A 24,777-nucleotide genomic window follows, 5' to 3' on the forward strand; every position below is an offset into this window, starting at 1 on the left:
CCCGTCGCAGGATGGTGCAGCATGGAAGAATGCCGCAGGCGGCACGGCAAGCACGTTTACGCTGCCGGACAGCTATGCGGGTTACAACGTGCGGGTAATGGTAACGCCGAAGGGCAGCAGCCAGCCGTCGCTGACCGGTACGGTACAGAACAGCCCGGCGGTAGCGGTGTATGGTATGCCGTCTGTGACGGGGCTAAGGATCTCCGGCACGCCGGAGGTGGGGCAGACCCTGAGGGCGGAATATACCTTCACGGCAAACGGGGCCGGTACGGACGTCTCCAGCTTCCAGTGGCAGTGGAAGGATGGCCAGACGTGGAGGAATGTCGCAGGCGGCACGGCAAAAACGTTCACGCTGCCGGACAGCTATGCGGGTTATGACGTGCGGATGGCCGTGACGCCTAAAGGTTCAGGGCAGCCGTTATCTGGCACTGAGGCCTTTAGTGGTGCTGTTACCATAAGATCTAAGCCTGCGCCTTTCGTTACAAACCTGGGTTACAGTGGCAGTACCGGAGCCTGTAACAGAATAACGGCAACCTACACCTACAACGCTAATGGCGGTGCATCTGAAGGCAACACGATATTTCAGTGGAAGTGGGGAAGCACCGTCGTTTCCAACATAAAAAGCGTTACTTTAGGCTATTGGGGGGAAGTCACGCTTTATGTGACGCCAGTTAATAAGGACGGTATCAGAGGAAAGACGGAATCAAAAACGTTTAAAAATACGGGCTTAAGTAGCTGTGATTGGTAAACACGTTAATTCATTCTGAGGTGTTTTTGTAAACAAGGGGGCATAAGCCCCCTGAACTCTACCTGTCGAATATTTTACAAAGTGCAGGGCTAAAATTCATGAATAATGTCTATCCTGAAAAGCAAGCATCAATACTCATTGGCGATGCCGCCACGCAATTATCCTTGCAGGGGATTAATATTGATCATGTTTCGCTTAGTTATTATCTGGGTAAAAAACTTGAGTATGCCCGGAGTATTAATGATTGCTTGTACGCTGAAGTCATTTGTATTGCGCTATCAATGTTGAAGGAAAACGCTAAGTCATCCGGGCAGTGCTGCTGTAAATATAAGGAATGGATTGAGGTATCACTAGATTAAGGGATGGGCTTATTACGTTTTCAGATCTGCCTTTTACTATCTCGGGCGATTTTCACTTCTTCAGCAAAATCCAGTGCTTCTTTGTAATCAAAGCTACGCGTTTTGGCATTATGCCTGCCCGGTAACGGTGCCGGTATTTTCACCCCGAACAGCTTACCCGTCGTCATGAGCGCATACACTAATTCAGCCTCGGTGACATCGGCCATTTTCGCCATAACATTCGTCCTGATACAAAAACTTAACTTCACGTCTAGTCCTCCGTTTGCAAAAGATTTTCAGTCATGTTGCCTTCTGTAAAAATCGATAACGCTGTCGAGATTGGGTCGCATAAAGTTCATGGCATCAATGGTTTCGCACCAGCCCGACAGGGATTCATTTGCTTTTACATACCATGCGTGCTGCTCGCTTCGGGTGTGATGACCCGTGATCAAAACAAGCATGTCGGGTTTAATTCTTCTGATGAACTCCAGATACTTCACCAGATGCGTCTTCGTGCCAAACGTGTCAGCATCGATAATGCACAGTATTTTATCTCTGGCGATAAAATAAAATCTCGCTATTTCTTCAAGCCCTTTTTCGAATAAAAAAGAGTTTGTTCGCACGCAAACCCGAATTTTTTCATGAGTCTGTTTAATTGATGGTTCCATCTTATGTCTCGCTCATCATGGTAAAATATATGAGATGGCTATTAAGCCTACTATTCCTGCCTGAATAGTGGCAAGGCAGTATATTCATTCCTCAGAAGAAAATAAGACGGTGCTGGTCTTCTGATTAATAAGAATCTTCTCTGTATCTATGAGTTAAAAATAAATAAACGATGATTTTATCTGGTGGTATGTTTTACGGTCTGAAGCATTAAGATATGGTCACTGTTGCGTAAACTTGTTGTTTTTATTTTTCTCAAAGAGGATTTTTTCATGACAAAGACAGCCGTTGCATTAGCGACCACAGGCCGCAGGCAGCGGGGCCTGCGGATCGCTCTCTACCTGAAATTTCCAGTCGTAATACGTTTTTGCTTTGGCAAACTGTTTTGGATCGTGACGAAAGCCGACTTTTTTACGTGGCGTACCCTTTCCGAGACTGCGCACGCCAATCCAGCGTCCCTGAGGATCGAGGATCATCCCCCAGTTTTTACTCCCGGTTAGCGGGTCGGCGTAGTGCTGGCGCAGGTGATAAAGCGGTTTTCGCCCGCGTTTATCAATAAGCAGCTGTTCGAAACGCACGGGAAAACAGCCATCACCGTTGCCGCGGTAGGCCTGTATCGCCGCGCGGATTTGATCCCCGCGAAATAAAAGCTCAGCCTCCTGTTGCGCCTGATAACGCATCTGCACCTCATCGCGGCTTTTCAGCAGCGACAACGCCAGCGTAGAGAGCGCAATCAGCAGCAGCAGATAGGTAAAACCTCCCTGTTGTTTAATCGAACGCATCGCGATGATCCTGACCGGGTTTAGGCGGCGTCTCGACGTCAATAATTTGCCCTTCGTCATCGGTCTTCGCCTCCCAGATATCGCGGCGGTTGGTGATGGGATCCAGCGGCATCTGGCGCAGATAACCGGCCTCGATCAGATCCTCCAGGCTGTATGGCCCCGCCAGGCGATCGCGGCGATAGTGATCGATCGCGCTGCGCAGCGCATGCAGGTTATGCTCGCGCACCACCTCTTTGGCTCTGTCCGCGTGCTGGAAAAAACGTGGAGCGACCAGGGTCATCAATGTCGCGATGATCGCCATCACCACCAGCAGCTCGATGAGCGTAAAACCTTTTTCACCATTGCGCATAGGGCACTCCATTCAGACCGCTGGCCGTACTGGTACTACTGACATCAAACACGTCTTTCCCGCCGCCGCTGAAATCGCCGGGTGGCTGCGTGGATGCGCGTAACCGCCAGGTCTCTTCATCATTTTTTCCCTCGCAATCGCACATCGGATCGCGCGGTATATGGCGCAGGAAGTAGATCATCGCGCCAGTGGGCGATGTCTTATCCCGGACGCCTTCCACCAGGCTTTTTAGTGTCGGCGGATATCCCGATTCGCTGGTTTTTTTCTCAATGATGCCGTCCACGCTTGCCTGGTGATAACGGTCAATGGCATCGCGTAGCGTGCGCAGCGACTCACGTAGCTGCGTCTCCTGCTGCCGCTGATGGTAGTTACGCATCAGCGGCGCAGCGGCAGCGGCAAGCGTGGCGAGTAGCGCCAGCGTGACGATCATCTCAATCAAGGTAAAACCGCGCTGGCGCTGCATTACGATGCTCCGTTTTCCGTCTCTGACTCATCGAGGATCGGTGGCGGCAGCGTGGCCGCCCGGTCAGGGAAATGGGCCGGCGGCGCTAGCGCCGGTGCGGTAAACCCGCTGCCCGGCTCGTCGTGCTGCAGGTCGCGCAGTTGGATGCTGTCGCCCGTTAAATCGTCGCTGCCCATCTCAATGGTACTAACGTGGCTTCCCGGTAAATCGAGGTTGCGCTCAATGGTCGGCGTAATTAACAGCACCACCTCCGTGCGCTCTTTGTTGTCGGAATTGCTGCTAAACAGGCGGCCCAGCCCCGGGATGTCACTTAATAACGGCGTTCCTTTTTGGGTCGTGGTTTCATCCTGCTTGATCAGCCCTGCCAGCATCTGGGTCTCGCCGTTCATACTGCTGAGCGTGGTATTGGCTTCGCGTTTCGTGGTGCGGTAATACTTTGCTCCGTTCTCACCGGGTTCTTCGGCGCCCAGGGCACTGAGCGTGAACTTCACCTCCATTGAGATATTGTCATCCATACTGACTTCCGGGGTGACTTCCAGCTTCAGGCCGACGTCCTGATAATCCACTTTCTGTTGCGAAATCCCGTCATTGACGGTTGTGGTCAGTACCGGGATCGTTTGACCAATATCAACCAGCGCTTTTTTATTGTTTTTCACCCGGATCCGCGGGTTGGCCAGCACTCTGGCGTTGCTCAACACCTTTTTCATGTCAATGGTCATATTGTCGATATCGACCATGATATTTTTGGCGCTCAGGTCGCCCAGCGGGATCCCGCTTCCCTTTAAATCACCTTCTTTACTTTTCGCAAAACCCGCACTGATGGTTTGCGGCAGCTTCACGCCAAGCGCTTCGAGATCGTTGGTATTTACTTCCAGCACTTCAACGGCCAGCGTGACCTCCGCTTCAGGCCGGTCGAGCGTCACTAACAGGCGCTCCGCTTTTTCCACGTTCTCCTTTGGCCCGCGCAGGGTGACGGAGTTGGTTCGCTCATCAACGTGCACATCCTTCAGCTTGACCATATTGCGCAGGGCGACGTTGACCTCTTTTGCTTTCGCATAACCCAGGAAGATGGTTTTGACGACCACGTCGCGATAGATCTTCTCTTTTTGCGCGGTGGCGGGGTAGATCAGCAACGTATTGCTGTTCAGCACCTTCTTCCGCAGGTTATTCGACAACAGCAGCACGTTGATAGCATCTTCCGCAGTGGTGTGTTTGGCTATCAGGCTGCCGGTAGTGCTGGAGGAAATATCTTTGTCAAAAATGATATTGACCCCGGTCATCTGGCTGATGGTGTTAAAGATGGCCATCAGGCTGTGCTCGCGAAAATTAAGCGCTATCGTTTTTTGCAGTTCCCGGTTCAGACGCTGCTCCGGCTGGTTGATCCGCGACACCTCACGCATCAGGTGATCGCGCAGCGCGCGCGCCTGGGGCCAGTTGGGATCTTCTTCCAGCACCTGCTGGATTTTGTGCAGCGCGCGTGCCGGGTCGCGGGTGCTGTTAGCCACCGCCTCCTTATACAATGCGTCCAGCGCTCTACGGGCATCGAGTTTGCGTAAGCCCTGCAGGGCGCGCAGGTTGCCGGGCTCATAGGTAAGCGCATCGCGCCACATTTGCGTCGCCAGGGTGTAATTGTTCTGACGCACCGCGAGATCGGCGTTTTTCAGATAGTCATTTACCAGCTTTTTGCTGATGTCAGCCTGCTCGGCGCGAAGCGCAATATCCTGTGGGCTGGCGATGCGCTGTTGGTCTATCTCCTTAAGCCGCTTAACCAGCACCTGCGGCGAGGCGGTCACTGATTCCCGGACCGGAGGCGCCGCACGTTGTGCACAGCCGCTCAGTAGCGCGCATGACAACAAAAAAGTGAGAGCAATTGTTTTTTTCATGATTAATGTGTCGGTTCCGATTGCAGCTCATCCAGTTCCAGCCGCTGCTGGCTATGGGTGGGCTGCCATTCAAACAGGAGGTGGTCGTTCGCCACCGCTTTTAAAATCCAGTTGTTGACCGGCGAACTGCCGATCCAGATCCTGCCGTCCGCCCGGCAGCGCTCGCAGACCGGCCAGGTCTCTTTGCCATCCGTCAGCACAACGATCCTCTGACGGTTTTCCCACCAGGCACCGAGGAGCTGAAGCGGTAGCGGCGGTGCGGTTGGTGTCGCCTCTTCAGGCCGATCGTTTTCCGGCGGCTGTTCTGCTGCGTCTTGCGCCCTGCTATGTGGCGTTGAAAAGAGATCGATGCGCGTTGCGTGAGCCGTCTCCGGCTTTGCTGGCGCGGGGCGCGGGCGTGAGACCGGCTGCGCCTCAAGCGGCGCTTGCGATATCTCGTCATCGGCAAACTGGCTCCAGAAAACAGCACCGGCGGTCAGCACCAGCGCCAGCTGTAAATAGCGCGGCAGTTTCATGGCGACTCCTTCAACAGGCGAAGCTGCACGGTGGCGCTGAGCTGGCTTTCCGATGGCCCGGCGCGCCGCAGGCTTAGCTGCTCAATGCGTAACGGCAAAGTGCGGCTTAGCGTTTCCAGGGCGTCCATCAGCGGCAGATATTCACCGCGCAGCGGAATATCCAGCCGTAGCGCGGTTTTGCCGTCGTCGTTTTCCAGCTGATAGCGGCTGGCGTCGACCTTCATCCCTCGGCTCCTGAACTGCTCAAAAATGAGCCTGACCTGCTGATATTCTCCGAGGCTGATGCGGCTTTGCAGTTCCGGCTGCTGTTTATCCAGCGGCAGCGTGGTTTGTAGCTGCGCCTGGATCCGGGCAAGGTTCTCCTGCAAATGGATGGTGTGCGGCCGCACGCCGCCAAGCCATAACAGCAGCAGTCCTGCGGGCAGCCCGGCGAGCACGAGCGGAACCGTTCCGATGCGCCCGGCAAATAACGCCGCCTGCCAGCGCAGCACGGCGGGTTTATTCTGAAGCCGCATGGTGCGCCTCCGTCGTCACCTTGACGTCGAGTACCGCGTTAATCGGCCAGGCAGGATCGCCCTGCGCCGACTGGCGATGGTTCTCAAGCACCACATGCGCCGGCAACTGCTGTAGCCGCTCGCTAAAGGCGAGCAGGGCGTCAAGATTGCCTGCATTCACCGTAAGCCGCGCATCGCCTTTACTGGCAATGACGTCAATACTCAGGAGCGCAATATCAGGCGTCAGTACGCTGCCGATGTTGTCCAGCAGCTTGATGGCCGGTGGGACGGCCTGCAGTTGCTTAGCCTGGCGCAACCGGCGCTGCTCCGCTTCACGCAGCTGGCGCAGCACCTGCTGCCGTTGGGCGAGCTGCTGCTGTACCTGCGACGTCTCCAGCTCAAGGCGCTGGTGCTCAAACAGGCCATACATCACGGCACCGGTGAGCGGTAAACAGAGGAGTCCGGTTAACAGCAGCGTGCGTACGGCCCACGGGGAACTACGCGTAAACAGCGGCGTCATGAGGACTCTCCTGTAGCGCGACTTCCTGGTGATGCTCACCGTCGGTATGAATGACGTAGCCAGGACAGTCCTGCATTCCGCTTAGCCGGGCGATAACCCGCAGCTGGGCGTCCATCTCCTGCTGTGGCAGGGTGAGTGTCCAGACGTCGCGCCAGCTGTGGTGTTGACGGCTGGCAATCCGGCTATGGTGGGGGCTCATCGTCACAAACAGGCCGTTTTCCGGCAGTGCGGCGGCGAAGTGGCTAAACAGCTTTTGAAACGGCGTGACAACACCGCGAAACCGCAGCCGCTCCCGACGCGCCAGCGCGACAAGCAGGTGCCAGCAAGGTTGCTTCAGGCACGCGGCCAGCGCTGACTGCTGCCAGTTAAGGGTCTCGAAGCGCACCAGCCAGTCGACGGGCGGACTCGCGCGAAGAACCGCCTGCTGTTGGGCGAGCTGGAGCAGTTCCTGCGGTGTGGTCACGCCGTCATGCCAGGGCTGAATTAAAAACGTCAGATCGTCGGTATCGAGGTGAAACTCCACCGCGTCACGCCACGGTAAGACGGAAGGGCGCAGGCGCAGCAGCGTTTCGAGCGCGGCTTCAAGAGGCTCATCTGGCTGGCGTTCATGGGTGGCGAGAACCACGTTGTTGCGGCGCAACCGCACGGCATGAGGCCAGATATCGCACTGCCAGGTGCTAGTGAGTGATAACACGGTTCACCTCCTCCCAGGTGGTTTTGCCTTCGACCACGGCGCGCAGCGCGATGGTCGAGAGCGGAACAAAACCGTCATTCAGCGCCACTTCCTTTAGCTTGCGCCGGGGCGATCGCGCCAGCATTGCCTCTTTCATCGCATCGCTGAAATGCAGCACTTCCGCCAGCGCCAGCCTGCCGCGAAAACCGCTGTCGCGGCAGGTATCGCAGCCTCGCCCTCGACGCCAGCGGGGCGTGAGCTGCTGCAGCGGTCCGGATTGCCACGCCGCGAGAAGGTCATCTGTGGGCGTGGTGTCATCAATACAGTCCGGGCAAATCTGGCGCACCAGCCGTTGCGCCACGACGCCGTTAAGGGCGGTGATCAGGCTGGCGGGCTCCACCTGCATATATAAAAAACGTTCCAGTACGCTAAAGACGTCATTGGCGTGAACCGAGGAGAGCACCACGTGGCCGGTGAGCGCCGCCTGCACGGCAATGCCGGCGGTTTCACCGTCGCGGATCTCACCCACCAGGATGATGTCCGGGTCGTGACGCAAAATGGCGCGCAGGCCGCGGGCGAAGGTGAGCCCTTTTTTATCGTTGACCGGAATTTGCAGCACGCTGTTGAGCTGGTACTCCACGGGATCTTCAATGGTGATAATTTTGCATTCACCACTGTTGAGTTCGCTGAGTGCTGAATAGAGGGTGGTGGATTTCCCGCTCCCCGTTGGCCCGGTGACGAGTACCATACCGTGGGGCAGATGGGTTAACTGGCGAATCGCGCCCAGCGTGTGCTCATCAAAGCCGAGCGTCTCCAGGCGCAGGTTTTGATCGTGAGATTTATCCAGCACGCGCAGTACGGCATCCTCGCCATAGACGCCCGGCATAATGGACACGCGAAAATCGACGGGACGCTGGAGAATCAACGCCTTAAAGCGCCCGTCCTGAGGCGTGCGTCGTTCGGAAATGTCCATGCAGCTTAATACTTTGAGACGGGAGATCACCTGCTCCGCCTGCTGAAGCCCGGCGCAGTGGCGAATGCTGTGCAGGACGCCATCAATGCGGTACTTCACCATCAACCCATCCGCGACGGCACAAAGATGAATATCGCTGGCGCGGCTCTGCAGGGCATCAAACAGCGTGGCGTTAACCAGCTTAATGACGGCGTGGGGTTCACTGGCGATGGCCGATGGGGTGATCTCCAGCCACCGGGCCTCTTTATTCTCTTCACTCTGCTGCTGCTCCAGCTGATCGAGCGTGCGCTGCTGTTTTGCCAGTTCATCAAGGCGGGCATTAAGCTGAGAGAGCGGGGCGAGCGCGGGGAGCGCATTCACGTTATAGGCCCACTGGCGCAGCGCCAGTGAAAACGGATCGCCCAGCGCAACGTGGAGCTGACCGTTAACGCGCAGCGGCAATGCTCGCTGGCTGAGCGATTCGGTCAGCGGCACGGCTTCGAAATCCTCTTCGCTGTCGGCGAGCTGTGTGGGTGAGAGCGGCGTGAGCCCCAGGGAACCGGCGGCTTCTTCTAACGCGCCGGGGAAACTGTCCAGCAGTTCCGCCAGCGCCTGACAGCGCTGCTCGTCTGGCAGGTCGAAAAGGGGTTCTACAGACGGTGAGTGAGACATTATTGCAATCCTCCTGCCAGTTCAAAAATGGGCATGTACAGTAAAAACACGACGAGCCCAACGATGCCGCCAACGACCATCATCAGAATCGGTTCAAAAATTTTGCTAAAGGTTTCAATCGAGCGTTCCAGCGATTCGTCATAAAAAGCGGCGATCCGCTCGCACATGGCAGGCAGTTCGCCGCTGCGCTCGCCGACCTGCAGCAGGCGGCTGGCGACAGGGGTCGTCATCTGTTGCGCTTCCAGCATGCGGGAGAGCGACTCGCCAGCGGCGACGTCGCGGATAACCTGTTCAACCTGCTGACGATGCGTGGCGGGCAGGATCTCCCGGCTCAGCATTAACGCATCTGGCGCGGGAAGGCCGCCCTGTAACAGCAGGCCCAGCGTGCGGTAGAAACGCACCAGCACAGAAAGCTGATGCTGCTGGCGTAAGGCGGGAATGCGCAGCAACAAACCGAGCGCGCGCTGGCGCAGGCGCGGGCTGCGCACCGCCATCACGATGCCTGCGACCGCTGCCGCGCAACCGGCCAGCAGCAGCGAGCCATGGGTTTGCGTCAGGCGTCCCCACCAGAGGATAAGCTGTGCGCTGGCGGACGGGTTCTTCATCCCGTCAAACACCACGGAAAAACGCGGAATAATAAAGCCGAGCAGAAAGAACAGAATTATCCCGCCGGCGGCAATGACAATCGTCGGGTAGAGCAGGGTTGATTTAATCCGCTTGCGCAGAATTTCCATTCTTGATTCGTAAAACTGAAAACGCTTTAGCGCTTTGGGTAAGTGTCCGGTTTGCTCAGAAGAGGCAACGGTGTTAATCAGCAGAGGCGGAAACAGTGCTGGTAACGCCATCATCGCCTGGGAGAGTTGCGCTCCTTCGTAGAGCTTTTTAACCAGCGTATCCAGAACCAGCGAGGTGCCACCATCGCGGCTGCTTTCGCGCAGCGCTTCGACGGCCTCGACCACGACCAGCCCGGCTTCCAGCAGAGCGATAAGCTCCTGCAAGAACAGATTCAGTGGAAAGCGTTTCTCCTTGCGGGCGGGGCGTTCCTGTACCTGCAAAACGATGCCGCCGCCGGCAATAATGCGGGCGCTGGCATCATCAGGCGACGCGGCAAGTACGGTCTGATTGACGCGTTTCCCCCCCTGGAGGATGGTGACGGTATATGGTTTCATTTTGGCGACAGTGTATGGCTCTGCCTTTTAAGGCGGGCATAATGCGGAGCCACTTTTTTTATGTATTGTTGACGAAGCGCGCGGCGCTGGGGGGTATTTGCCGTTCCGGCGTTATACGCCCCCACCGCGTCCCAGGTATAACCAAAGCGCTGGATTTGACCTGCCAGGATCCAGGCGCCGGTCATGACACTTTGGCAAGGGTCGGTTAGCAGATCTTTTTGACTAATACGAAATTTACGCAGCGCATCGAAGTGAATGCTATTGATCTGCATCAGACCGACATCCATTGAGCCATCACGATTTTTGTTGATGGCCCGGGTATTACCGTTGGATTCCACTATCGCTATCGCCTGTAATAGCTCTGGCTCAATGCCGTAACGTTCTCCCGCCAGCTGCCAGCAATCGGCCCGGCAGGAAAATACGCTGAAGATAAACAGCGAATATATGGACAGGCGCAGCATATTCAGAACCCATAAGTGACAGGCTTACCGTCTTTACCGCCGGAGGTTATTTCGACTTCATTAATGGCGTCTTTTGTCCGGGCGGGGTTATGCCACTGGTACGGATTGCCCCAGGGGTCTAACGGCACATGCTGGCTAAGATAAGGGCCATTCCAGTTTTGCGCGTTGGAAGGCTTTTCAGTCAGCGCTTTCAGACCTTGTGTTTCAGTTGGATAACTGCCGGTGTCGAGGCGATATTGCCCGAGTGCCTCAGCAAGCGAGCGCATCTGGCGCATGGCGGTTTTCTCCTTAGCCGAGTCGACATTTGAGAAGACTTTTGGCCCGACAAATCCTGCCAGCAGCGCAATAATCATCAGCACGACCAGCAGTTCAAGCAGGGTGAAACCACCCTGTTTTCGCATCACGTTTGTTGCATATTTCATTGAGAGCGTCCCTAGTTGGATAATAGTTGTGATTAATTCCTGAATTTTCCCTGATAAAAGAGCGGGAACACAGGTATGCCATCTTTTTTAATTGGTGAAGATGGGAAAATTAAATAAAGAAGCGTCTTACAGGATGCGAGAATTCTCCCGCGCTGTCGTTGAAGTATTTATTATAAATGCGAGAGATATTTCTTATTTAACGCGGAGGGTTTCCTGATTCACCACTCTATTATCCCCAACGATCTCGGCGCTAAAAAAAAAGACAATTTGCGAGGTAATCCACAGGACTATCATCACAAAGCAATAAGGAACTTTGATGAAAAAACTTACATTATCTCTGTTAATTGGTAGCGCACTAATGGCGCAGTCGGCTTTCGCGGCGCAGGCACCGCGAGCGGTCACCTATCTGACCTCCTGGGGCGTTCCGGTCGAGTCCGTTGAGGATATGAAAGAGGTGAAAGCGGATACGTTCCTGCTTTCATTTGGTGGCTGGGATGCTAGCGGTAAGCTGTCCAGTTCCGATAATATTGTTGCAGTACCACAATATGATCCCTGGTACATTAATGCGCCAGCCTATGTCGTGTGGAGTCAGCTGAAGCTGGCGCACCCGGAGAAAAAAATGATGCTGGCGCTCGGCGGCGAGACGTATTCCGCGATGTGGTCTTATCTGAATAACGCGCAAACGCGAGAAACGCTGGCGCAGAATCTGGTGAATCTGCTGAATACCAACTTCCCGGTATATAAAAAGAACCTGAAGCCGGAAGAGATGGTTGGGGAATGCCTGAGCGCCGACTGGCAAGGCAAATGTAATATGGCGAACTACCAGAAGGCGGGTACCGTTCAGCTTGACGGCATCGATTTTGACTTTGAAAAGCCCGATCGCGTCACGCCAGAGGAAAATGCAAACCTGCTGGATCTGGCTGAACGGGTTCGTAGCAAGCTCAATGCGTCCGGCAGCAAAAAGCTGCTGAGCCTGACCACCTATCACGTTGGTGCTGACCCGGAGAACTGCACCAACAGCGCGGTAACCGAGAATTGTTCCTTCGTTGAGGCGGCTCGCTCTTCACACCATGGCGAAGTTCTGCCGCTGCTGACGCAGGGGAAAAACGTTTTCGATTTCTTCAACGTCATGGCCTATGACGCCGGCCCACGCTTTAAGTATGACGTGGCGATGGCTAACTACGCCCGGGCGGTGGGTGATAAGAGCAAAATCGTTCTCGGTCAGACCATCAACTCCCAGTGGGGGCCAGAAGGTCGCTTTGTTGAAAACCGACAGAACAACGTAAACCGTGCGGGCTGGCAGGCGGAAAACGGCTATGGTGGGTTCTTTATCTGGACGTTGGGTTCAAACGATCAGCAGCTGTCCATCCCGCAGCAGGTTGACTATTTCAATGAAATGAAAGAGCGCGCGGACCTGATGTCGCCTGAACGCCCGCAGGATACCGTCGCGCCAACTGCGCCAGCAGGACTGAAGGTGCTGAACAATGGCTTGACTATCACCCTTGCCTGGCAGCCCTCCACCGATGACCGTGGCGTAGTGGGATATGACATCTACCGTAATGACATCAAAGTCGGGTCTTCAACGGACACCCAGTGGACCGATAATGCGGTTGAGACCGGCGGTGTGGTGTACCACTACAGCGTGAAAGCACGTGATGCAGCGAACAATATCTCTGAAAGCAGCAACGTGGTTAAGGTAGAAACCGTACAGGTCGAAGAGGGACGTCCTGACGCGCCAGGCGGCCTGGCACTGGTTTCTTCGACGGAAAACAGCCTGACGGTGAAATGGAATGCGGTAGACAACGCGGTGAAATACCACGTACTACGCGATGGGGCGGAGTTACTCACCGTAAGCGGAACGCAGATCTTCGACAGCGGCCTGCGCGCGGGAACAACCTACAGCTACCAGGTGATCGCCGAAAATGCCAAAGGTCATCAGTCTCTCGCCAGTACACCGCTTAAAGCCACGACGAAAGAGGGGTCTGTAACGCCTGAGCCGGAAGGCGAGTGGAAAGTCGGTACGCGCTATAAGACTGGAGAAATTGTCACGTATAACGGCACACAGTATCGCTGCGTGCAGGGGCATACGTCTCAGTCCGACTGGGCGCCGACTGCGGCTGCGACGCTTTGGCAGCCTGTTCCTTAATCTTTCGCGGCCCTCGCAAGGGGGCCATTTTCAGGCGTAAGCACGCCTTATTTATTACTTTTTGTTAACTTATTGTTATCATTTACAGTGCAAAAAATTAACAATAGCACTATTGTAGTGCAATATTTGCACTGTTTTTGTGCGTTTCATGTTCTTTTCTGGCCTTTATCGTCTCAGGATGCCGCTTGCATCTGTAACAATACGTTGCTGTAACCCCTTCATTTACTACCGCTTTTTTAAATCTCTTTTGAACCATTAAAAAATTGGTTCGTTTATTGCTTAATCATTAGCACGATAAGTAGCACGCCATATCAATAACTTATCGTTCATAAAAAGAAAATAACGATGATAGTGAGCGAACCAATATGGAAAAACCGTCACGGTTTCTGGCCAATTCCAGCACCGCGCTTGAGCAACTGCGCGGGCTAATCAACCAGCATGAGTCAACACCAGGCACTCCGCTGCCCACGGAACGTGAGCTGTCGGAAACACTCGGCGTAGGACGACGCGAAGTGCGTCGCGCGCTGGACGTGCTGGAAGAAGAAGGGCGGATCTGGCGTAAACAGGGCAAAGGCACCTTTATTGGTCCGGCTGCCCCTGTTGAACCGCTGGCCCTTCAGGGATTGGTTCAGCAGACCAATCTGCTGGAAGTGATGGAAGCTCGTATACAGATCGAACCCGGCTTAGCCCGGCTTGCGGCACTGCGTGCCACCAGGGAAAACCTCGCGCTCATGCAGCGCATGCTGGAACGCATCGACAAGGTCAGCCCGGATGACCGCGATCTCAATGAACTCTGGGATAGCGCCTTTCACCGCGCCATTGCCGAGGCGGCGGGCAATCGCCTGATGCTCGGCCTGTTTGACGCCATTGACGCCGTGCGGCGCGAACCCGGCTGGCAGCATCTGCGTGAATTAGCCCGCACGCCCGAACGTGTCGACAGCTACAACGACCACCATCACAAGATCATGTCCGCGATTATCCATCGCCAGCCTAATGAAGCAGCGGCCGCCATGCGCGAACACCTGCTCAGCCTGCAAAACGCCCTGATTCAGGCGATCCACCTTGAGGACGATTTCACGCTATGACGACGATCCCGTTTAAGGACTCCACGCCTGTACTCCGGCTGAATAATCTCAACGTTAAGTTTTCCGGCTCGCCGGTCAGCGTCCTGGACGGCATTTCCCTGACGGTCAAAGCGGGCGAAACGCTGGCGCTGGTGGGGGAGTCCGGCTGCGGGAAAAGTATCACCTCACTGGCGCTGATGGGTTTACTGCCCGCCAGCGCGCAGATTGTCAGCGGCGAGATGCAGTTTCGCCGCCACGACCTGCGCAAGCTCTCGCCGCGGGAGTATGCCGACCTGCGCGGCAGCGAGCTGGCGATGATTTTCCAGGAACCGATGACCTCGCTCAATCCGGCCTTCACGTTAGGCGATCAGCTCAGTGAAGCGGTCATGCGTCACCAGAACGTTACTCGCCCGGAGGCGATGAAGGTCGCGCTGCAGATCCTTGAAAAGGTGCAGATCCCGGCGGCGGAGATGCGCCTCAAGGCGTATCCGCACCAGCTTTCCGGCGGCATGCGCCAGCGCGTGATGATTGCCATGGCCCTGATCAACCACCCTAAACTGCTGATTGCCGACGAACCCACCACCGCGCTCGACGTCACCATCCAGGCGCAAATCCTGACCCTGCTGAACACCCTAAAAGAGGAAACCGGCACGGCGGTGCTGATGATCACCCACGATTTGGGCGTGGTGGCCGAAGTCGCCCAGCAGGTGGCGGTGATGTACGCCGGGCAGGTGGTGGAGCAGGGGAGCGTTGAGGCAATATTCGCTGACCCGCAGCACCCGTACACCATCGGCCTGATGGGCTCGATCCCTTCGCTGGGCGCACGCAAAGGCCAGCTCTCCACCATTCCCGGATCGGTCCCGCTGCCGGAGTCCATGCCGAAAGGCTGCCGTTTCGCGACGCGCTGCCCGTTTGCGCAGTCGCGCTGTCATGATGAAAAACCGCAGCTCACCACGCTCGGCGCGGGCCATCAGGTCGCCTGCTTCCGCGTGCCGCTCGAACACCACATTGCCCTGGGAGAGACCGCATGACCACGCCCATTCTTGAAGCCCGGGACCTCAGCAAGCTTTTCCCCGGCCCGAAAAAACTCTTTTCCCCGGCCCGGTTTGTCACAGCGGTCGATCGCGTTTCGCTTGCCGTGATGCCGGGCGAAACGCTGGCGATTGTCGGCGAGTCCGGTTCCGGGAAATCCACCCTCGGCCGTCTGCTGCTGCGTCTGCTGGCCGCCAGCGAAGGACGCGTGTTTTATCAGGGGGAGGAGATTACCCACGCCACAGGCGCCCGTCTGAACCAGCTCCGGCGCGAGCTGCAGATTATTTTTCAGGATCCTTTTGCCTCGCTGAATCCGCGCATGACGGTGGAGCAGATCGTCGGTGAGCCGCTGTGGCTGCACCAGAACATGAAGAAAGCGGACCGTCAGTATCGCGTCGCGGAGCTGCTCAAGACCGTTGGCCTGCCTGCCGCCTGGGCCGGGCGCTATCCGCACGAATTTTCCGGCGGGCAGCGCCAGCGTATCGGCATTGCGCGCGCGCTGGCTTCGGGGCCAAAGCTGCTGCTGGGCGACGAGCCGGTTTCCGCGCTGGATGTGTCGGTGCAGGCGCAGGTGGTTAATCTGCTGGAGAGCCTGAAGCACCAGCTGGGGCTGACGATGGTGATCGTCGCCCACGGTCTGGCGGTGATCCGCCACATGAGCGACCGCGTGGCGGTCATGTACCTCGGGCAAATCGTTGAGCTTGCCACCGTCGACGAGATCTTTGACGCACCGCTGCACCCTTACACCCAGGCGCTGATCGCCTCGGCGCCGCAGATGCAGCCGGGTATTGAGCGCGACGCGCCGCTGCTGCAGGGGGATCTGCCGAACCCGGCGAACCCGCCGTCGGGCTGTCGCTTCCACACCCGCTGCCCGTACGTCACTGACGAATGCCGCCAGGTCGAGCCGATTAATCAGGTGCTCGACGGCGGGCGTCAGGTTGCCTGCCACCGCTGGCAGGAAATTAACCGCGATCGCAGCGTTATCCAGATCGCACCGCCATCCGCAGCCTTTCTGCGCCGCCGCGCGCTGTTTGAACACGCGGCCACTCACTCCTCCCTTCCTTCAAGGAACTCATGATAATGACAATGCGTAATTCTCTTTTGACCGTACTGGGAAGTGTTATGTTGCTTGGCGCGGCGCTGCCCGCCCATTCTGAAAGCGTGCTGCGAATCGGCCTGGGGGCAGACCCGGACATGCTCGACCCGCACCTGGCGCGCACCTACTATGGCCGCTTCGTGTTTGCCTCCCTGTGCGACAGGCTGGTGGACGTCGACGAGCATCTGAAGGTCGTGCCAGGTCTCGCGAAATCGTGGGCCTGGAGCGCCGACGGCAAAACGCTGACCATGGATCTGCGCGAAGGCGTGACCTTCCATGACGGAGAGAAATTCGATGCCGCCGCCGCGAAATACAACCTGGACCGCGCCCTGACCCTCAAAGGCTCCCTGCGGAAAAGCGAGATCTCCTCCGTGGAATCGGTAGAGGTCACCGGCCCGATGCAGATAGCGCTGCACCTGAAAACGCCGGACGCCGCGCTGCTGATGCAGCTTACCGACCGCGCGGGCGCGATGATGGCACCCGAGGCCGCGAAAAAGCCTGACTTTGCCGCCCATCCGGTCTGTTCCGGCCCGTACAAGTTCGACAGCCGCGTGTCGCAGGACCGCATCGTTCTGACCCGCTTCGACAACTACTGGAACAAAGGCGCCTACCACTTCGACAAAATTATCTATCTGCCGATCCCGGATGCCTCCGTGCGTCTGGCGAACCTGCGCGCGGGCGATCTGGATCTGACCGAAGGCATCGCCGCCAGCGACGTCAAAACCGTCGAAGCCGACAGCAAGCTGGCGCTGGCGAAGGTCACCGGCTTGGGCTATCAGGGGATCACCTTCAATATTAACAACGGCAAGGTCCCGGCGAACGATCCGTTCAAAGATGCCCGCGTGCGCGAGGCGTTTTCTCAGGCCATCGACCGCGATGCGTTAAACCAGGTGGTCTTCGAAGGCCTCTACACCCCGGCAAACCAGGCGTTTTCGACGGTGAGCCCGTATCACGTGAATCTGCCGGTTCCGCCGCGCGACGTTGATAAAGCCAAAGCACTGCTCAAAGCGGCAGGCGTCACCGCGCCGCTGACCGTCAACCTGCTGGTGCCGAACAACCCAACCTCGCAGCAGGTGGGTCAGGTATTGCAGGCGATGGTCGCCGAGGCCGGCTTCACGCTGAACCTGCAGATGACCGAATTTGCCACGCTGCTGGATCGCCAGCAGAGCGGTGATTATCAGCTGAGCTTCTCCGGCTGGTCGGGTCGCCCGGATCCGGACGGCAGCATCTACGGCTTTATCCACAGCAATGGCACGCTTAACGACGGCCGTTACAGCAACGCGCAGGTCGATGAGTGGCTGACGCAGGCGCGCCAGAGCACCGACCAGGCCGCACGCCAGCCGCTGTATGACAAGGTGGTGAAGCAGCTGCAAACCGACATGCCGATTGCCTACCTCTACTTCGAGCCGCGCATTTTTGGCTTGAACAAGCGCGTGCAGGGCTTTAAGCCTTACCCGGACGGCATCGTGCGTCTGGCGGGTTTGACGCTGGCCAAATAAACGTCCTGAGGAGAACCCATGCTGGAACTGATTTGCAAACGTCTGCTGCTGGCCGTCCCGACGCTACTGCTGGTAAGCATGATGGTGTTCGGGCTGCAAAAGCTGCTGCCCGGCGATCCGCTGATTGCGATGGCCGGTGAGGAACGCGATCCGGCGGTGATCGCCCAGCTGCGCGCGGAGCTGAACCTGGATGCGCCGATCCCGGTTCAGTATTTCCACTGGCTGACGCGGGCGCTTCAGGGCGATCTGGGCGTCTCCTTACGCACGCACGAGCCGGTGACCGAGCTTATCGCCAGCAAGCTGCCGGTTACGCTGGAGCTGTCGCTGCTGGCGATGATTATTGCGCTGGTGTTTGGCATCAGCATGGGGATCCTTGCGGCGGTGAACAAAAACAGCTGGGTCGATCACGGGGCGAACTTCGTGGCGATCTCAGGGATCTCTATTCCCCACTTCTGGCTGGGGATCCTGCTGATTCTGGTCTTCTCGGTGAACCTGCAGTGGCTGCCCGCGTCCGGCTACGTGCCGTTCAGTGAAGATCCGCTTCAGAACCTGCGCACGCTGCTGCTGCCCGCGTCCGTGCTCGGAACCGGGCTGGCGGCGACGCTGATGCGCCATACCCGCGCGTCGATGATTGCGGTGCTGAAAGCGGATTATATCCGTACCGCACGCGCCAAGGGGCTGCTGCCGAAGGCGGTCATTCTAAAGCACGCGTTTCGCAACGCGCTGGTGCCGGTGATCACCCTCACCACGCTGCTGTTCGGCGAGCTGCTGGGCGGCGCGGTGCTGACCGAGCAGGTGTTCACCATTCCGGGCTTCGGCAAGATGATCGTCGACTCGGTGTTCAACCGTGACTACGCGGTGGTGCAGGGCGTGGTGCTGATTGTGGCGATCGGCTTCCTGCTGCTCAACCTGCTGGCCGACGTGCTTTATGTCCTTATCAACCCGAAAATGCGAGGTTAATGATGGCGGAACTGACGACGCAAACCGTAGCCCCCGCGCTGCCGCGCGCGCAGAACCGGGTGCTGAAGAAATTCCTCGCCAATAAAAGCGCGGTGATTGGCGCGCTTGTGGTGGGTTTCTTTGTGCTGGTGGCGCTGCTGGCGCCGTGGATCGCCCCGTTTGACCCGGTTAAAGCCAACTTCCTCGCGGTGCGCAAAGCGCCGTCAGCGATGTACTGGTTCGGCACCGACGAGCTGGGGCGCGACATTTTGTCCCGCATTATCTGGGGAGCGCGAACCTCGCTGATGGCGGGCTGTATGTCGGTGGTTATCGCGGTGGTCATCGGCGTGCCGCTGGGGCTGGTGGCGGGCTACTTCCAGAAGATGTGGGACGGCGTCATCTCGCGCTTTATCGAGGCGCTGCTGGCCTGTCCGTTCCTGATCATGGCGATCGCGCTGGGGGCATTTTTAGGCCCGAGCCTGACCAATGCGATGATCGCCATCGGTCTTTCGGCGATGCCGATCTTCGCCCGCCTGACGCGCGGGCAGGTGATCGCCATTCGCAACGAAGAGTACATCGACGGCGCGCGGGCGATTGGCCTGCCGGATCGCTGGATCATCATTAAATACGTTCTGCCAAACGTGATGTCGCCGATCCTGGTTCAGGCCACGCTGGCCATTGCCTCGGCGATTATTGCCGAAGCCAGCCTGTCGTTTTTAGGGCTGGGGCAGCAGCCGCCCAATCCGTCCTGGGGGTCCATGCTCAATACCGCGAAAGGTTTCCTTGAGCAGGCGCCGTGGATGTCCGTTTTCCCCGGCGTGGCGATTTTCCTCGCCGTGCAGGGCTTTAATTTACTTGGCGACGGGCTGCGCGATGCGCTCGATCCGCGCCACGACTAAGGAGTCATGATGACCAAAGCGCTTGATTTTACGTCCGGTTACGCTTCACGCCGCCCGCCGATGATGGGCCACAACGCCGTTGCCACTTCGCAGCCGCTGGCGGCGCAGGCGGGAATGAAAATGCTGCAACTGGGTGGTAATGCCGTCGATGCGGCCATTGCCACCGCCATGGCGCTGACCGTTGTTGAGCCGACCGGCAACGGCATCGGCAGCGATGCCTTTGCCATCGTCTGGGACGGTGAAAAACTTCACGGCCTGAACGCGTCCGGGCGCTCGCCGGCCAGCTGGCATGCGGATCTGTTTGCCGGTAAAAGCGCAGTGCCGGAAATCGGCTGGGACGCGGTGACGGTGCCGGGTGCGGTGTCGGGCTGGGTGGCCCTGGCAGAACGCTTCGGCACGCTACCGCTGACCACGCTGGCGCAGCCTGCGATTGACTACGCGCGCAACGGCTTCCCGGTCTCGCCGCTGATTGGTCATCTCTGGCAGCGCGGCTATAACAAGCTGAAAGATCAGCCGGGCTTTAGCGCCTGCTTTGCGCCGGAAGGCCGCGCCCCGCGCGTGGGGGAGATCTTCCGTAACCCGGCGCAGGCACATTCGCTGGAGCTGATTGCCAAAACCAACGGTGAAGCCTTTTACCGCGGCGAGCTGGCGCAGAAAATTGCCGCCTTCGCCCAGGAGCACGGCGCGCACCTGTCAGCGGAAGATCTGGCAAACCATCGCGTGGATTGGGTTGACCTGCTGTCGCGCGACTTCGCGGGCGGCTCGGTACAGGAGCTGCCGCCAAACGGGCAGGGGATCGCCACGCTGATTGCGCTCGGTATTCTGGAGCAGTGCGGCATTGAGAAACATCATCCGGACTCCGTGCAGTCTCTGCACTTATCCATTGAAGCCATGAAGCTGGCGCTGGCGGATCTCGACCGCTACGTGGCGGATGAAGAACATATGGAGTTCGCAGCAAAAGAGCTGCTGAGCGACCACTATCTGAAGTCGCGTGCGGCGCTTATCGATCGCGATAACGCCTCTGACTTTGTGTACGGTTCACCGACGCAGAGCGGCACGGTCTACATCAGCACCGCGGACGCCAGCGGGATGATGGTTTCGTTTATCCAGTCCAACTTTATGGGCTTCGGTTCAGGCATTGTGGTGCCGGATACCGGAATCAGCCTGCAAAACCGCGGCTGCGGCTTTGTGCTCGATCCCAAACACCCGAACGCGCTGGCGGGCAGCAAGCGTCCTTTCCACACCATCATTCCGGGCTTTGCGATGGACGGCAACGGCCAGCCGCTGATGTCCTTCGGCGTGATGGGCGGCCCGATGCAGGCGCAGGGGCACATGCAGATGGCGCTGCGCATCATGCTGCACGGGCAAAACCCGCAGGCGGCCATCGACGCGCCGCGCTGGCGCGTGGTGCAGGGCAGGGAGGTGATCGTTGAATCGACGTTCGATCGCAACACCATTGCCGCGCTGCGCGAGCGCGGGCATCAGATCGTGGTGGAAGATCCGCTCCAGGATTACAACTTCGGCGGTGCGCAGGTGATCTATCGTATGCCGGAGGGGCACTACGTGGCCGCGACGGAGAGCCGCAAAGACGGGCAGGCGTTAGTGAGTTAAAAGAAGCGAGCAACATTGGTAGGCCGGGTAAGGCGTAGCCGCCACCCGGCATTTTTTCACCCAATGCTAAACGGATCCGCATCCTGCCAGGCCGGAAACTTCTCCCGATACTCCTTCAGCGCCGTTAACGATAATTCAGCATCAATGCGCGTCGCCTGATGCGGTTCGGCGGTGGCAATAATCTCGCCCTGAGGGTTCACCACCCGGCTGTCGCCGCGGTAGTGGTGGCCGTTGCCGTCCGTCCCCACGCGGTTACAGCCCACCACGTACGCCTGGTTTTCAATCGCGCGAGCCACCAGCAGCGCCTGCCAGTGCAGCGAGCGCGGCGCGGGCCAGTTGGCGACGTACAGCGCCAGGTCGTAATCGTTGCGGTTGCGCGACCACACCGGGAAGCGCAGGTCGTAGCAGACCAGCGGCAGGATGCGCCAGCCGCGCCACTCGAACACCACGCGTTCGTTACCGGCTTCATAATGATGATGTTCATCGGCCATGCGGAACAGGTGGCGTTTATCGTAAAAATGCACCTTCCCTTCCGGCTCAACCAGCAGGAAGCGGTTCACCGGGCCGCGTTCCGTCTGCAGTGCGGCGCTCCCGGCGATCAGCGCGTTGGTTTGCTGCGCTTTGGCATGCATCCAGGCGACCACCTCTTCCTGGGGCATCGACTGTTTCGCCGCTTCCATCGCAAAGCCAGTGGTAAACATCTCCGGCAGGACAACCACATCTCGCCCGGTAATCTCTTCCAGTTGACGATCAAAGTGGCGCAGGTTGGCAGGGCCATCCATCCACACTAAAGGCTGCTGCAAAATCGAAATCTTCAAACCAGGCACGATACAGACTCCTCAAACGACCCCTTTTTGACACTGTAGCACGTCATTACGAGAAAATGTGGCAATAAAAAACCCCGCACCGGGCGGGGTTTGTCAGAGCGAAGCGGGTTATGCCGCTTCAGGTTTGCGGTGCTTCTCCGGCAGCTTTACCGGCTGCGTCGCCAGCTCTTCCGGTTCGAAATCATCCACGTTAATACTGCGCAGACGGCTCTCTTCAGCTTTCACCAGCAGCGCAGCTTCGTCGTTATTGATAATGCCACCGGCCAGCGCCTGTTTCGCCAGTTCGTCCAGACGAGTAAACGGCAGGTTTTTACCCAGCTGTTTGCAGATTTTCTGGTGAATCGGGTCGGCGGCCATCACGTCCAGCAGCGCCTCTTCCAGCAGGCCCACCGGGTTATGCGGCGTTGGCGCCAGATACTGACCGCGGCCAATGCGGGAGCGGGTTGCGCTCGGAACCTGCAGGATCTTCGCCACCTTGTGGTCCAGCTTGTCGGACGGCGCCAGGTGATGACGACCGGTCGGGAAGATCACCATGCGCAGAGCGCCAGCCACGAAGCGGTTCGGGAAGTTCGCCAGCAGGTCGTCAATCGCCTGTTCCGCCTGATACATCGCATCCTGCACGCCCCAGTGCACCAGCGGCAGATCCGCTTCCTGACGGCCTTCGTCGTCGTAGCGTTTCAGCACCGCAGAGGCCAGGAAGATCTGGCTCAGCACGTCGCCCAGACGGGCGGAGATACGCTCGCGACGCTTCAGGCTACCGCCCAGCACCGCCATGGAAACGTCGGACAGCAGAGCCAGGTTGGCGCTCAGACGGTTCAGATGCTGGTAGTAACGTTTGGTCGCATCGCCGGTTGGCGTCGCGCTGGTCAGGCCGCGCGTCAGGCCCAGCCAGAAGCTCCGCACCTTGTTGCTGCCCACGTGACCGATATGTTTGAACAGCAGTTTGTCGAAGGCGTCCACGTCGTTATTCTGCGCAGCGGCCATCTCTTCCAGCACGTACGGATGGCAGCGAATCGCACCCTGGCCGAAGATCATCATGCTGCGGGTCAGGATGTTGGCCCCTTCCACGGTGATGGCAATCGGTGCGCCCTGATAGCCGCGCGCCAGGAAGTTGCCTTCGCCGAGCATAATGCCTTTACCGCCCGCGATATCCATCGCGTCAATAATCGACTGCTGCGCGCGATGGGTACAGTGGTACTTCACAATCGCGGACAGCACGGCCGGTTTTTCGCCCAGCATGATGCCGTAGGTAATCAGGGATGCAGCGGCGTCCATTACGTAAGCGTTGCCCGCGATGCGAGCCAGCGGCTCTTCGATACCTTCCATCTTGCCGATGGAGATTTTGAACTGACGGCGAATGTGGGCATAAGCGCCAATTCCCATCGCGACGGACTTCAGGCCGCCGGTTGAGTTCGACGGCAGGGTAATACCGCGACCCACCGACAGACATTCCACCAGCATGCGCCAGCCCTGACCGGCCATTTTCGGGCCGCCGATGATGTAGTCAATCGGCACAAAGATATCCTGGCCGCGGGTCGGGCCGTTCTGGAACGGCACGTTCAGCGGGAAGTGACGACGGCCAATTTCCACGCCCGGCGTCGAGGTTGGGATCAGCGCACAGGTAATGCCCAGATCCTCTTCACCGCCCAGCAGTTTTTCCGGGTCGGAGAGCTTAAAGGCCAGGCCGAGCACGGTGGCGATAGGCGCCAGGGTGATATAGCGTTTGTTCCAGGTCAGGCGCATGCCCAGCACCTGCTGGCCCTGCCACTCTCCCATACAGACCACGCCGGTATCCGGGATTGCGCCTGCATCGGAGCCTGCTTCCGGGCTGGTCAGCGCGAAGCACGGGATTTCCTGACCGCGCGCCAGTCGCGGCAGATAGTGATCTTTCTGCTCTTCCGTACCATAGTGCTGCAGCAGTTCGCCCGGGCCTAAGGAGTTCGGTACGCCGACGGTAATCGCCAGGATCCCGGAGACGCCTGCCAGCTTTTGCAGCACGCGAGCCTGCGCGTAAGCGGAGAACTCAAGACCGCCGTACTCTTTTTTGATGATCATCGCGAAGAAGCGATGCTCTTTCAGGTACGCCCACAGCTCCGGCGGCAGGTCGGCCATTTCGTGGGTAATAGCAAAGTCGTTCGCCATGCGGCACGCTTCTTCCACCGGGCCGTCAATAAAGGCCTGTTCTTCGGCGGTCAGGCGCGGCTGCGGATAGTTGTGCAGCTTTTTCCAGTCCGGGTTGCCCTGGAACAGATCGCCTTCCCACCAGGTGGTGCCCGCATCAATCGCTTCTTTCTCGGTGCGCGACATCGGCGGCATCACTTTGCGGAAGCCTTTAAATACCGGCGCGGAGATCATCGACTTACGCATCGGGGCCAGGTTAAACGGCAGCAGAATGATGGCAAGAGGGACCAAAATCCAGATATTCCAGAGACCTGCGACGCCAAGCGCAGCCGTCCAGGCCAGAAGAATCAGGCTGCTCAGGAATAAACTGACGCGGTGATAGAACAACACACCGAGCAGTACAACGGTTGCGAGAATGCTCAAAATCATCATAAAG

26 protein-coding genes are annotated in these 24,777 nt (G+C 58.0%); 10 read left to right on the forward strand and 16 right to left on the reverse strand.

Features of this window, described 5'->3' with window-relative positions:
- Together IM313_RS06340 and IM313_RS06345 are read left to right on the forward strand one after the other, a co-directional pair.
- Window positions 1-748: hypothetical protein (locus IM313_RS06340; RefSeq protein WP_193056094.1), on the forward strand; the 748-nt coding region annotated here is incomplete at its 5' end.
- Window positions 749-846: 98 nt separating this feature from the next.
- On the forward strand, window positions 847-1,107 hold the full coding sequence (locus IM313_RS06345; RefSeq protein WP_049137435.1) for a hypothetical protein: 261 nt from the start codon (window positions 847-849) through the stop codon (window positions 1,105-1,107).
- Between the two features lie 20 nt (window positions 1,108-1,127).
- Here the strand turns inward: IM313_RS06345 and IM313_RS06350 are convergent, their stop codons facing one another.
- From IM313_RS06350 to gspG, 14 genes are all read right to left on the reverse strand, one after another.
- Window positions 1,128-1,322, reverse strand: coding sequence for a hypothetical protein (locus IM313_RS06350; protein WP_048960601.1), 195 nt, complete (start codon window positions 1,320-1,322; stop codon window positions 1,128-1,130).
- 60 nt (window positions 1,323-1,382) lie between these two features.
- Window positions 1,383-1,754: a hypothetical protein gene (locus tag IM313_RS06355; protein ID WP_041911158.1), complete on the reverse strand. Its 372-nt coding sequence runs from the start codon at window positions 1,752-1,754 to the stop codon at window positions 1,383-1,385.
- 291 nt (window positions 1,755-2,045) lie between these two features.
- Window positions 2,046-2,534, reverse strand: a complete 489-nt coding sequence (locus tag IM313_RS06360; RefSeq protein ID WP_045259774.1) for a type II secretion system protein — start codon at window positions 2,532-2,534, stop codon at window positions 2,046-2,048.
- Complete coding sequence (locus tag IM313_RS06365; protein ID WP_080339181.1) at window positions 2,521-2,883, reverse strand: type II secretion system protein; 363 nt, start codon at window positions 2,881-2,883, stop codon at window positions 2,521-2,523. Before IM313_RS06365 ends, IM313_RS06360 begins: the two co-directional genes overlap by 14 nt.
- A complete protein-coding gene (locus IM313_RS06370) occupies window positions 2,870-3,346 on the reverse strand; it encodes a type II secretion system protein (RefSeq protein ID WP_028012053.1) in 477 nt (158 codons plus the stop codon). Before IM313_RS06370 ends, IM313_RS06365 begins: the two co-directional genes overlap by 14 nt.
- Entirely contained in the window at window positions 3,346-5,139 is a 1,794-nt protein-coding gene (locus tag IM313_RS06375; RefSeq protein WP_370528597.1) for a secretin N-terminal domain-containing protein, read from the reverse strand. The genes IM313_RS06370 and IM313_RS06375 overlap by 1 nt, the downstream gene beginning before the upstream one ends.
- A 92-nt stretch (window positions 5,140-5,231) precedes the next feature.
- Window positions 5,232-5,744: a hypothetical protein gene (locus tag IM313_RS06380; RefSeq protein ID WP_045630687.1), complete on the reverse strand. Its 513-nt coding sequence runs from the start codon at window positions 5,742-5,744 to the stop codon at window positions 5,232-5,234.
- The gene (locus IM313_RS06385) at window positions 5,741-6,259 is read right to left on the reverse strand and encodes a hypothetical protein (protein WP_182034038.1); all 519 of its coding nucleotides are present in this window, start codon (window positions 6,257-6,259) and stop codon (window positions 5,741-5,743) included. Before IM313_RS06385 ends, IM313_RS06380 begins: the two co-directional genes overlap by 4 nt.
- Window positions 6,243-6,758, reverse strand: coding sequence for a hypothetical protein (locus IM313_RS06390; protein WP_192971513.1), 516 nt, complete (start codon window positions 6,756-6,758; stop codon window positions 6,243-6,245). Before IM313_RS06390 ends, IM313_RS06385 begins: the two co-directional genes overlap by 17 nt.
- Window positions 6,736-7,452, reverse strand: a complete 717-nt coding sequence (locus IM313_RS06395; protein WP_192971512.1) for a hypothetical protein — start codon at window positions 7,450-7,452, stop codon at window positions 6,736-6,738. The genes IM313_RS06390 and IM313_RS06395 overlap by 23 nt, the downstream gene beginning before the upstream one ends.
- Window positions 7,436-9,055: a GspE/PulE family protein gene (locus tag IM313_RS06400; RefSeq protein ID WP_053087960.1), complete on the reverse strand. Its 1,620-nt coding sequence runs from the start codon at window positions 9,053-9,055 to the stop codon at window positions 7,436-7,438. Before IM313_RS06400 ends, IM313_RS06395 begins: the two co-directional genes overlap by 17 nt.
- Complete coding sequence (locus IM313_RS06405; protein WP_192971511.1) at window positions 9,055-10,224, reverse strand: type II secretion system F family protein; 1,170 nt, start codon at window positions 10,222-10,224, stop codon at window positions 9,055-9,057. Before IM313_RS06405 ends, IM313_RS06400 begins: the two co-directional genes overlap by 1 nt.
- Window positions 10,221-10,685, reverse strand: coding sequence for a lytic transglycosylase domain-containing protein (locus tag IM313_RS06410; protein ID WP_032644836.1), 465 nt, complete (start codon window positions 10,683-10,685; stop codon window positions 10,221-10,223). Before IM313_RS06410 ends, IM313_RS06405 begins: the two co-directional genes overlap by 4 nt.
- Window positions 10,686-10,687: 2 nt before the next feature.
- Window positions 10,688-11,107 carry a type II secretion system major pseudopilin GspG gene (gene gspG / locus IM313_RS06415; RefSeq protein WP_045630682.1) on the reverse strand — a complete coding sequence of 140 codons (420 nt, stop codon included), beginning with the start codon at window positions 11,105-11,107 and terminating at the stop codon, window positions 10,688-10,690.
- 316 nt (window positions 11,108-11,423) lie between these two features.
- Between gspG and IM313_RS06420 the strand changes: the two genes are divergently transcribed.
- The 8 genes from IM313_RS06420 to IM313_RS06455 all read left to right on the forward strand — a co-directional run bounded on the left by IM313_RS06420 (window position 11,424) and on the right by IM313_RS06455 (window position 21,393).
- Entirely contained in the window at window positions 11,424-13,253 is a 1,830-nt protein-coding gene (locus IM313_RS06420; protein WP_048960608.1) for a glycosyl hydrolase family 18 protein, read from the forward strand.
- A 365-nt stretch (window positions 13,254-13,618) separates the two neighbouring features.
- Window positions 13,619-14,338, forward strand: a complete 720-nt coding sequence (locus IM313_RS06425; RefSeq protein WP_028012064.1) for a FadR/GntR family transcriptional regulator — start codon at window positions 13,619-13,621, stop codon at window positions 14,336-14,338.
- Window positions 14,335-15,348, forward strand: a complete 1,014-nt coding sequence (locus IM313_RS06430; protein ID WP_047367562.1) for an ABC transporter ATP-binding protein — start codon at window positions 14,335-14,337, stop codon at window positions 15,346-15,348. The genes IM313_RS06425 and IM313_RS06430 overlap by 4 nt, the downstream gene beginning before the upstream one ends.
- Window positions 15,345-16,427: an ABC transporter ATP-binding protein gene (locus IM313_RS06435; RefSeq protein WP_045259782.1), complete on the forward strand. Its 1,083-nt coding sequence runs from the start codon at window positions 15,345-15,347 to the stop codon at window positions 16,425-16,427. Before IM313_RS06430 ends, IM313_RS06435 begins: the two co-directional genes overlap by 4 nt.
- A gap of 2 nt (window positions 16,428-16,429) precedes the next feature.
- Complete coding sequence (locus IM313_RS06440; RefSeq protein WP_028012067.1) at window positions 16,430-17,944, forward strand: ABC transporter substrate-binding protein; 1,515 nt, start codon at window positions 16,430-16,432, stop codon at window positions 17,942-17,944.
- Window positions 17,945-17,962: 18 nt separating this feature from the next.
- Window positions 17,963-18,904: an ABC transporter permease gene (locus IM313_RS06445; protein WP_028012068.1), complete on the forward strand. Its 942-nt coding sequence runs from the start codon at window positions 17,963-17,965 to the stop codon at window positions 18,902-18,904.
- A gap of 2 nt (window positions 18,905-18,906) precedes the next feature.
- On the forward strand, window positions 18,907-19,782 hold the full coding sequence (locus IM313_RS06450) for an ABC transporter permease (RefSeq protein ID WP_028012069.1): 876 nt from the start codon (window positions 18,907-18,909) through the stop codon (window positions 19,780-19,782).
- Window positions 19,783-19,791: 9 nt separating this feature from the next.
- A complete protein-coding gene (locus IM313_RS06455; protein WP_047367565.1) occupies window positions 19,792-21,393 on the forward strand; it encodes a gamma-glutamyltransferase family protein in 1,602 nt (533 codons plus the stop codon).
- A 56-nt stretch (window positions 21,394-21,449) separates the two neighbouring features.
- On the opposite strand, the gene IM313_RS06460 is transcribed toward IM313_RS06455, so the two are convergent.
- The gene (locus IM313_RS06460) at window positions 21,450-22,220 is read right to left on the reverse strand and encodes an amidohydrolase (RefSeq protein ID WP_192971508.1); all 771 of its coding nucleotides are present in this window, start codon (window positions 22,218-22,220) and stop codon (window positions 21,450-21,452) included.
- 108 nt (window positions 22,221-22,328) lie between these two features.
- Window positions 22,329-24,773, reverse strand: coding sequence for an acyl-CoA dehydrogenase FadE (gene fadE / locus IM313_RS06465; RefSeq protein ID WP_048999721.1), 2,445 nt, complete (start codon window positions 24,771-24,773; stop codon window positions 22,329-22,331).
- Between the last annotated feature and the right edge of the window lie 4 nt (window positions 24,774-24,777).

The organism is Enterobacter cloacae complex sp. P2B (genome assembly GCF_014895985.1).
GTDB lineage: Bacteria > Pseudomonadota > Gammaproteobacteria > Enterobacterales > Enterobacteriaceae > Enterobacter > Enterobacter bugandensis.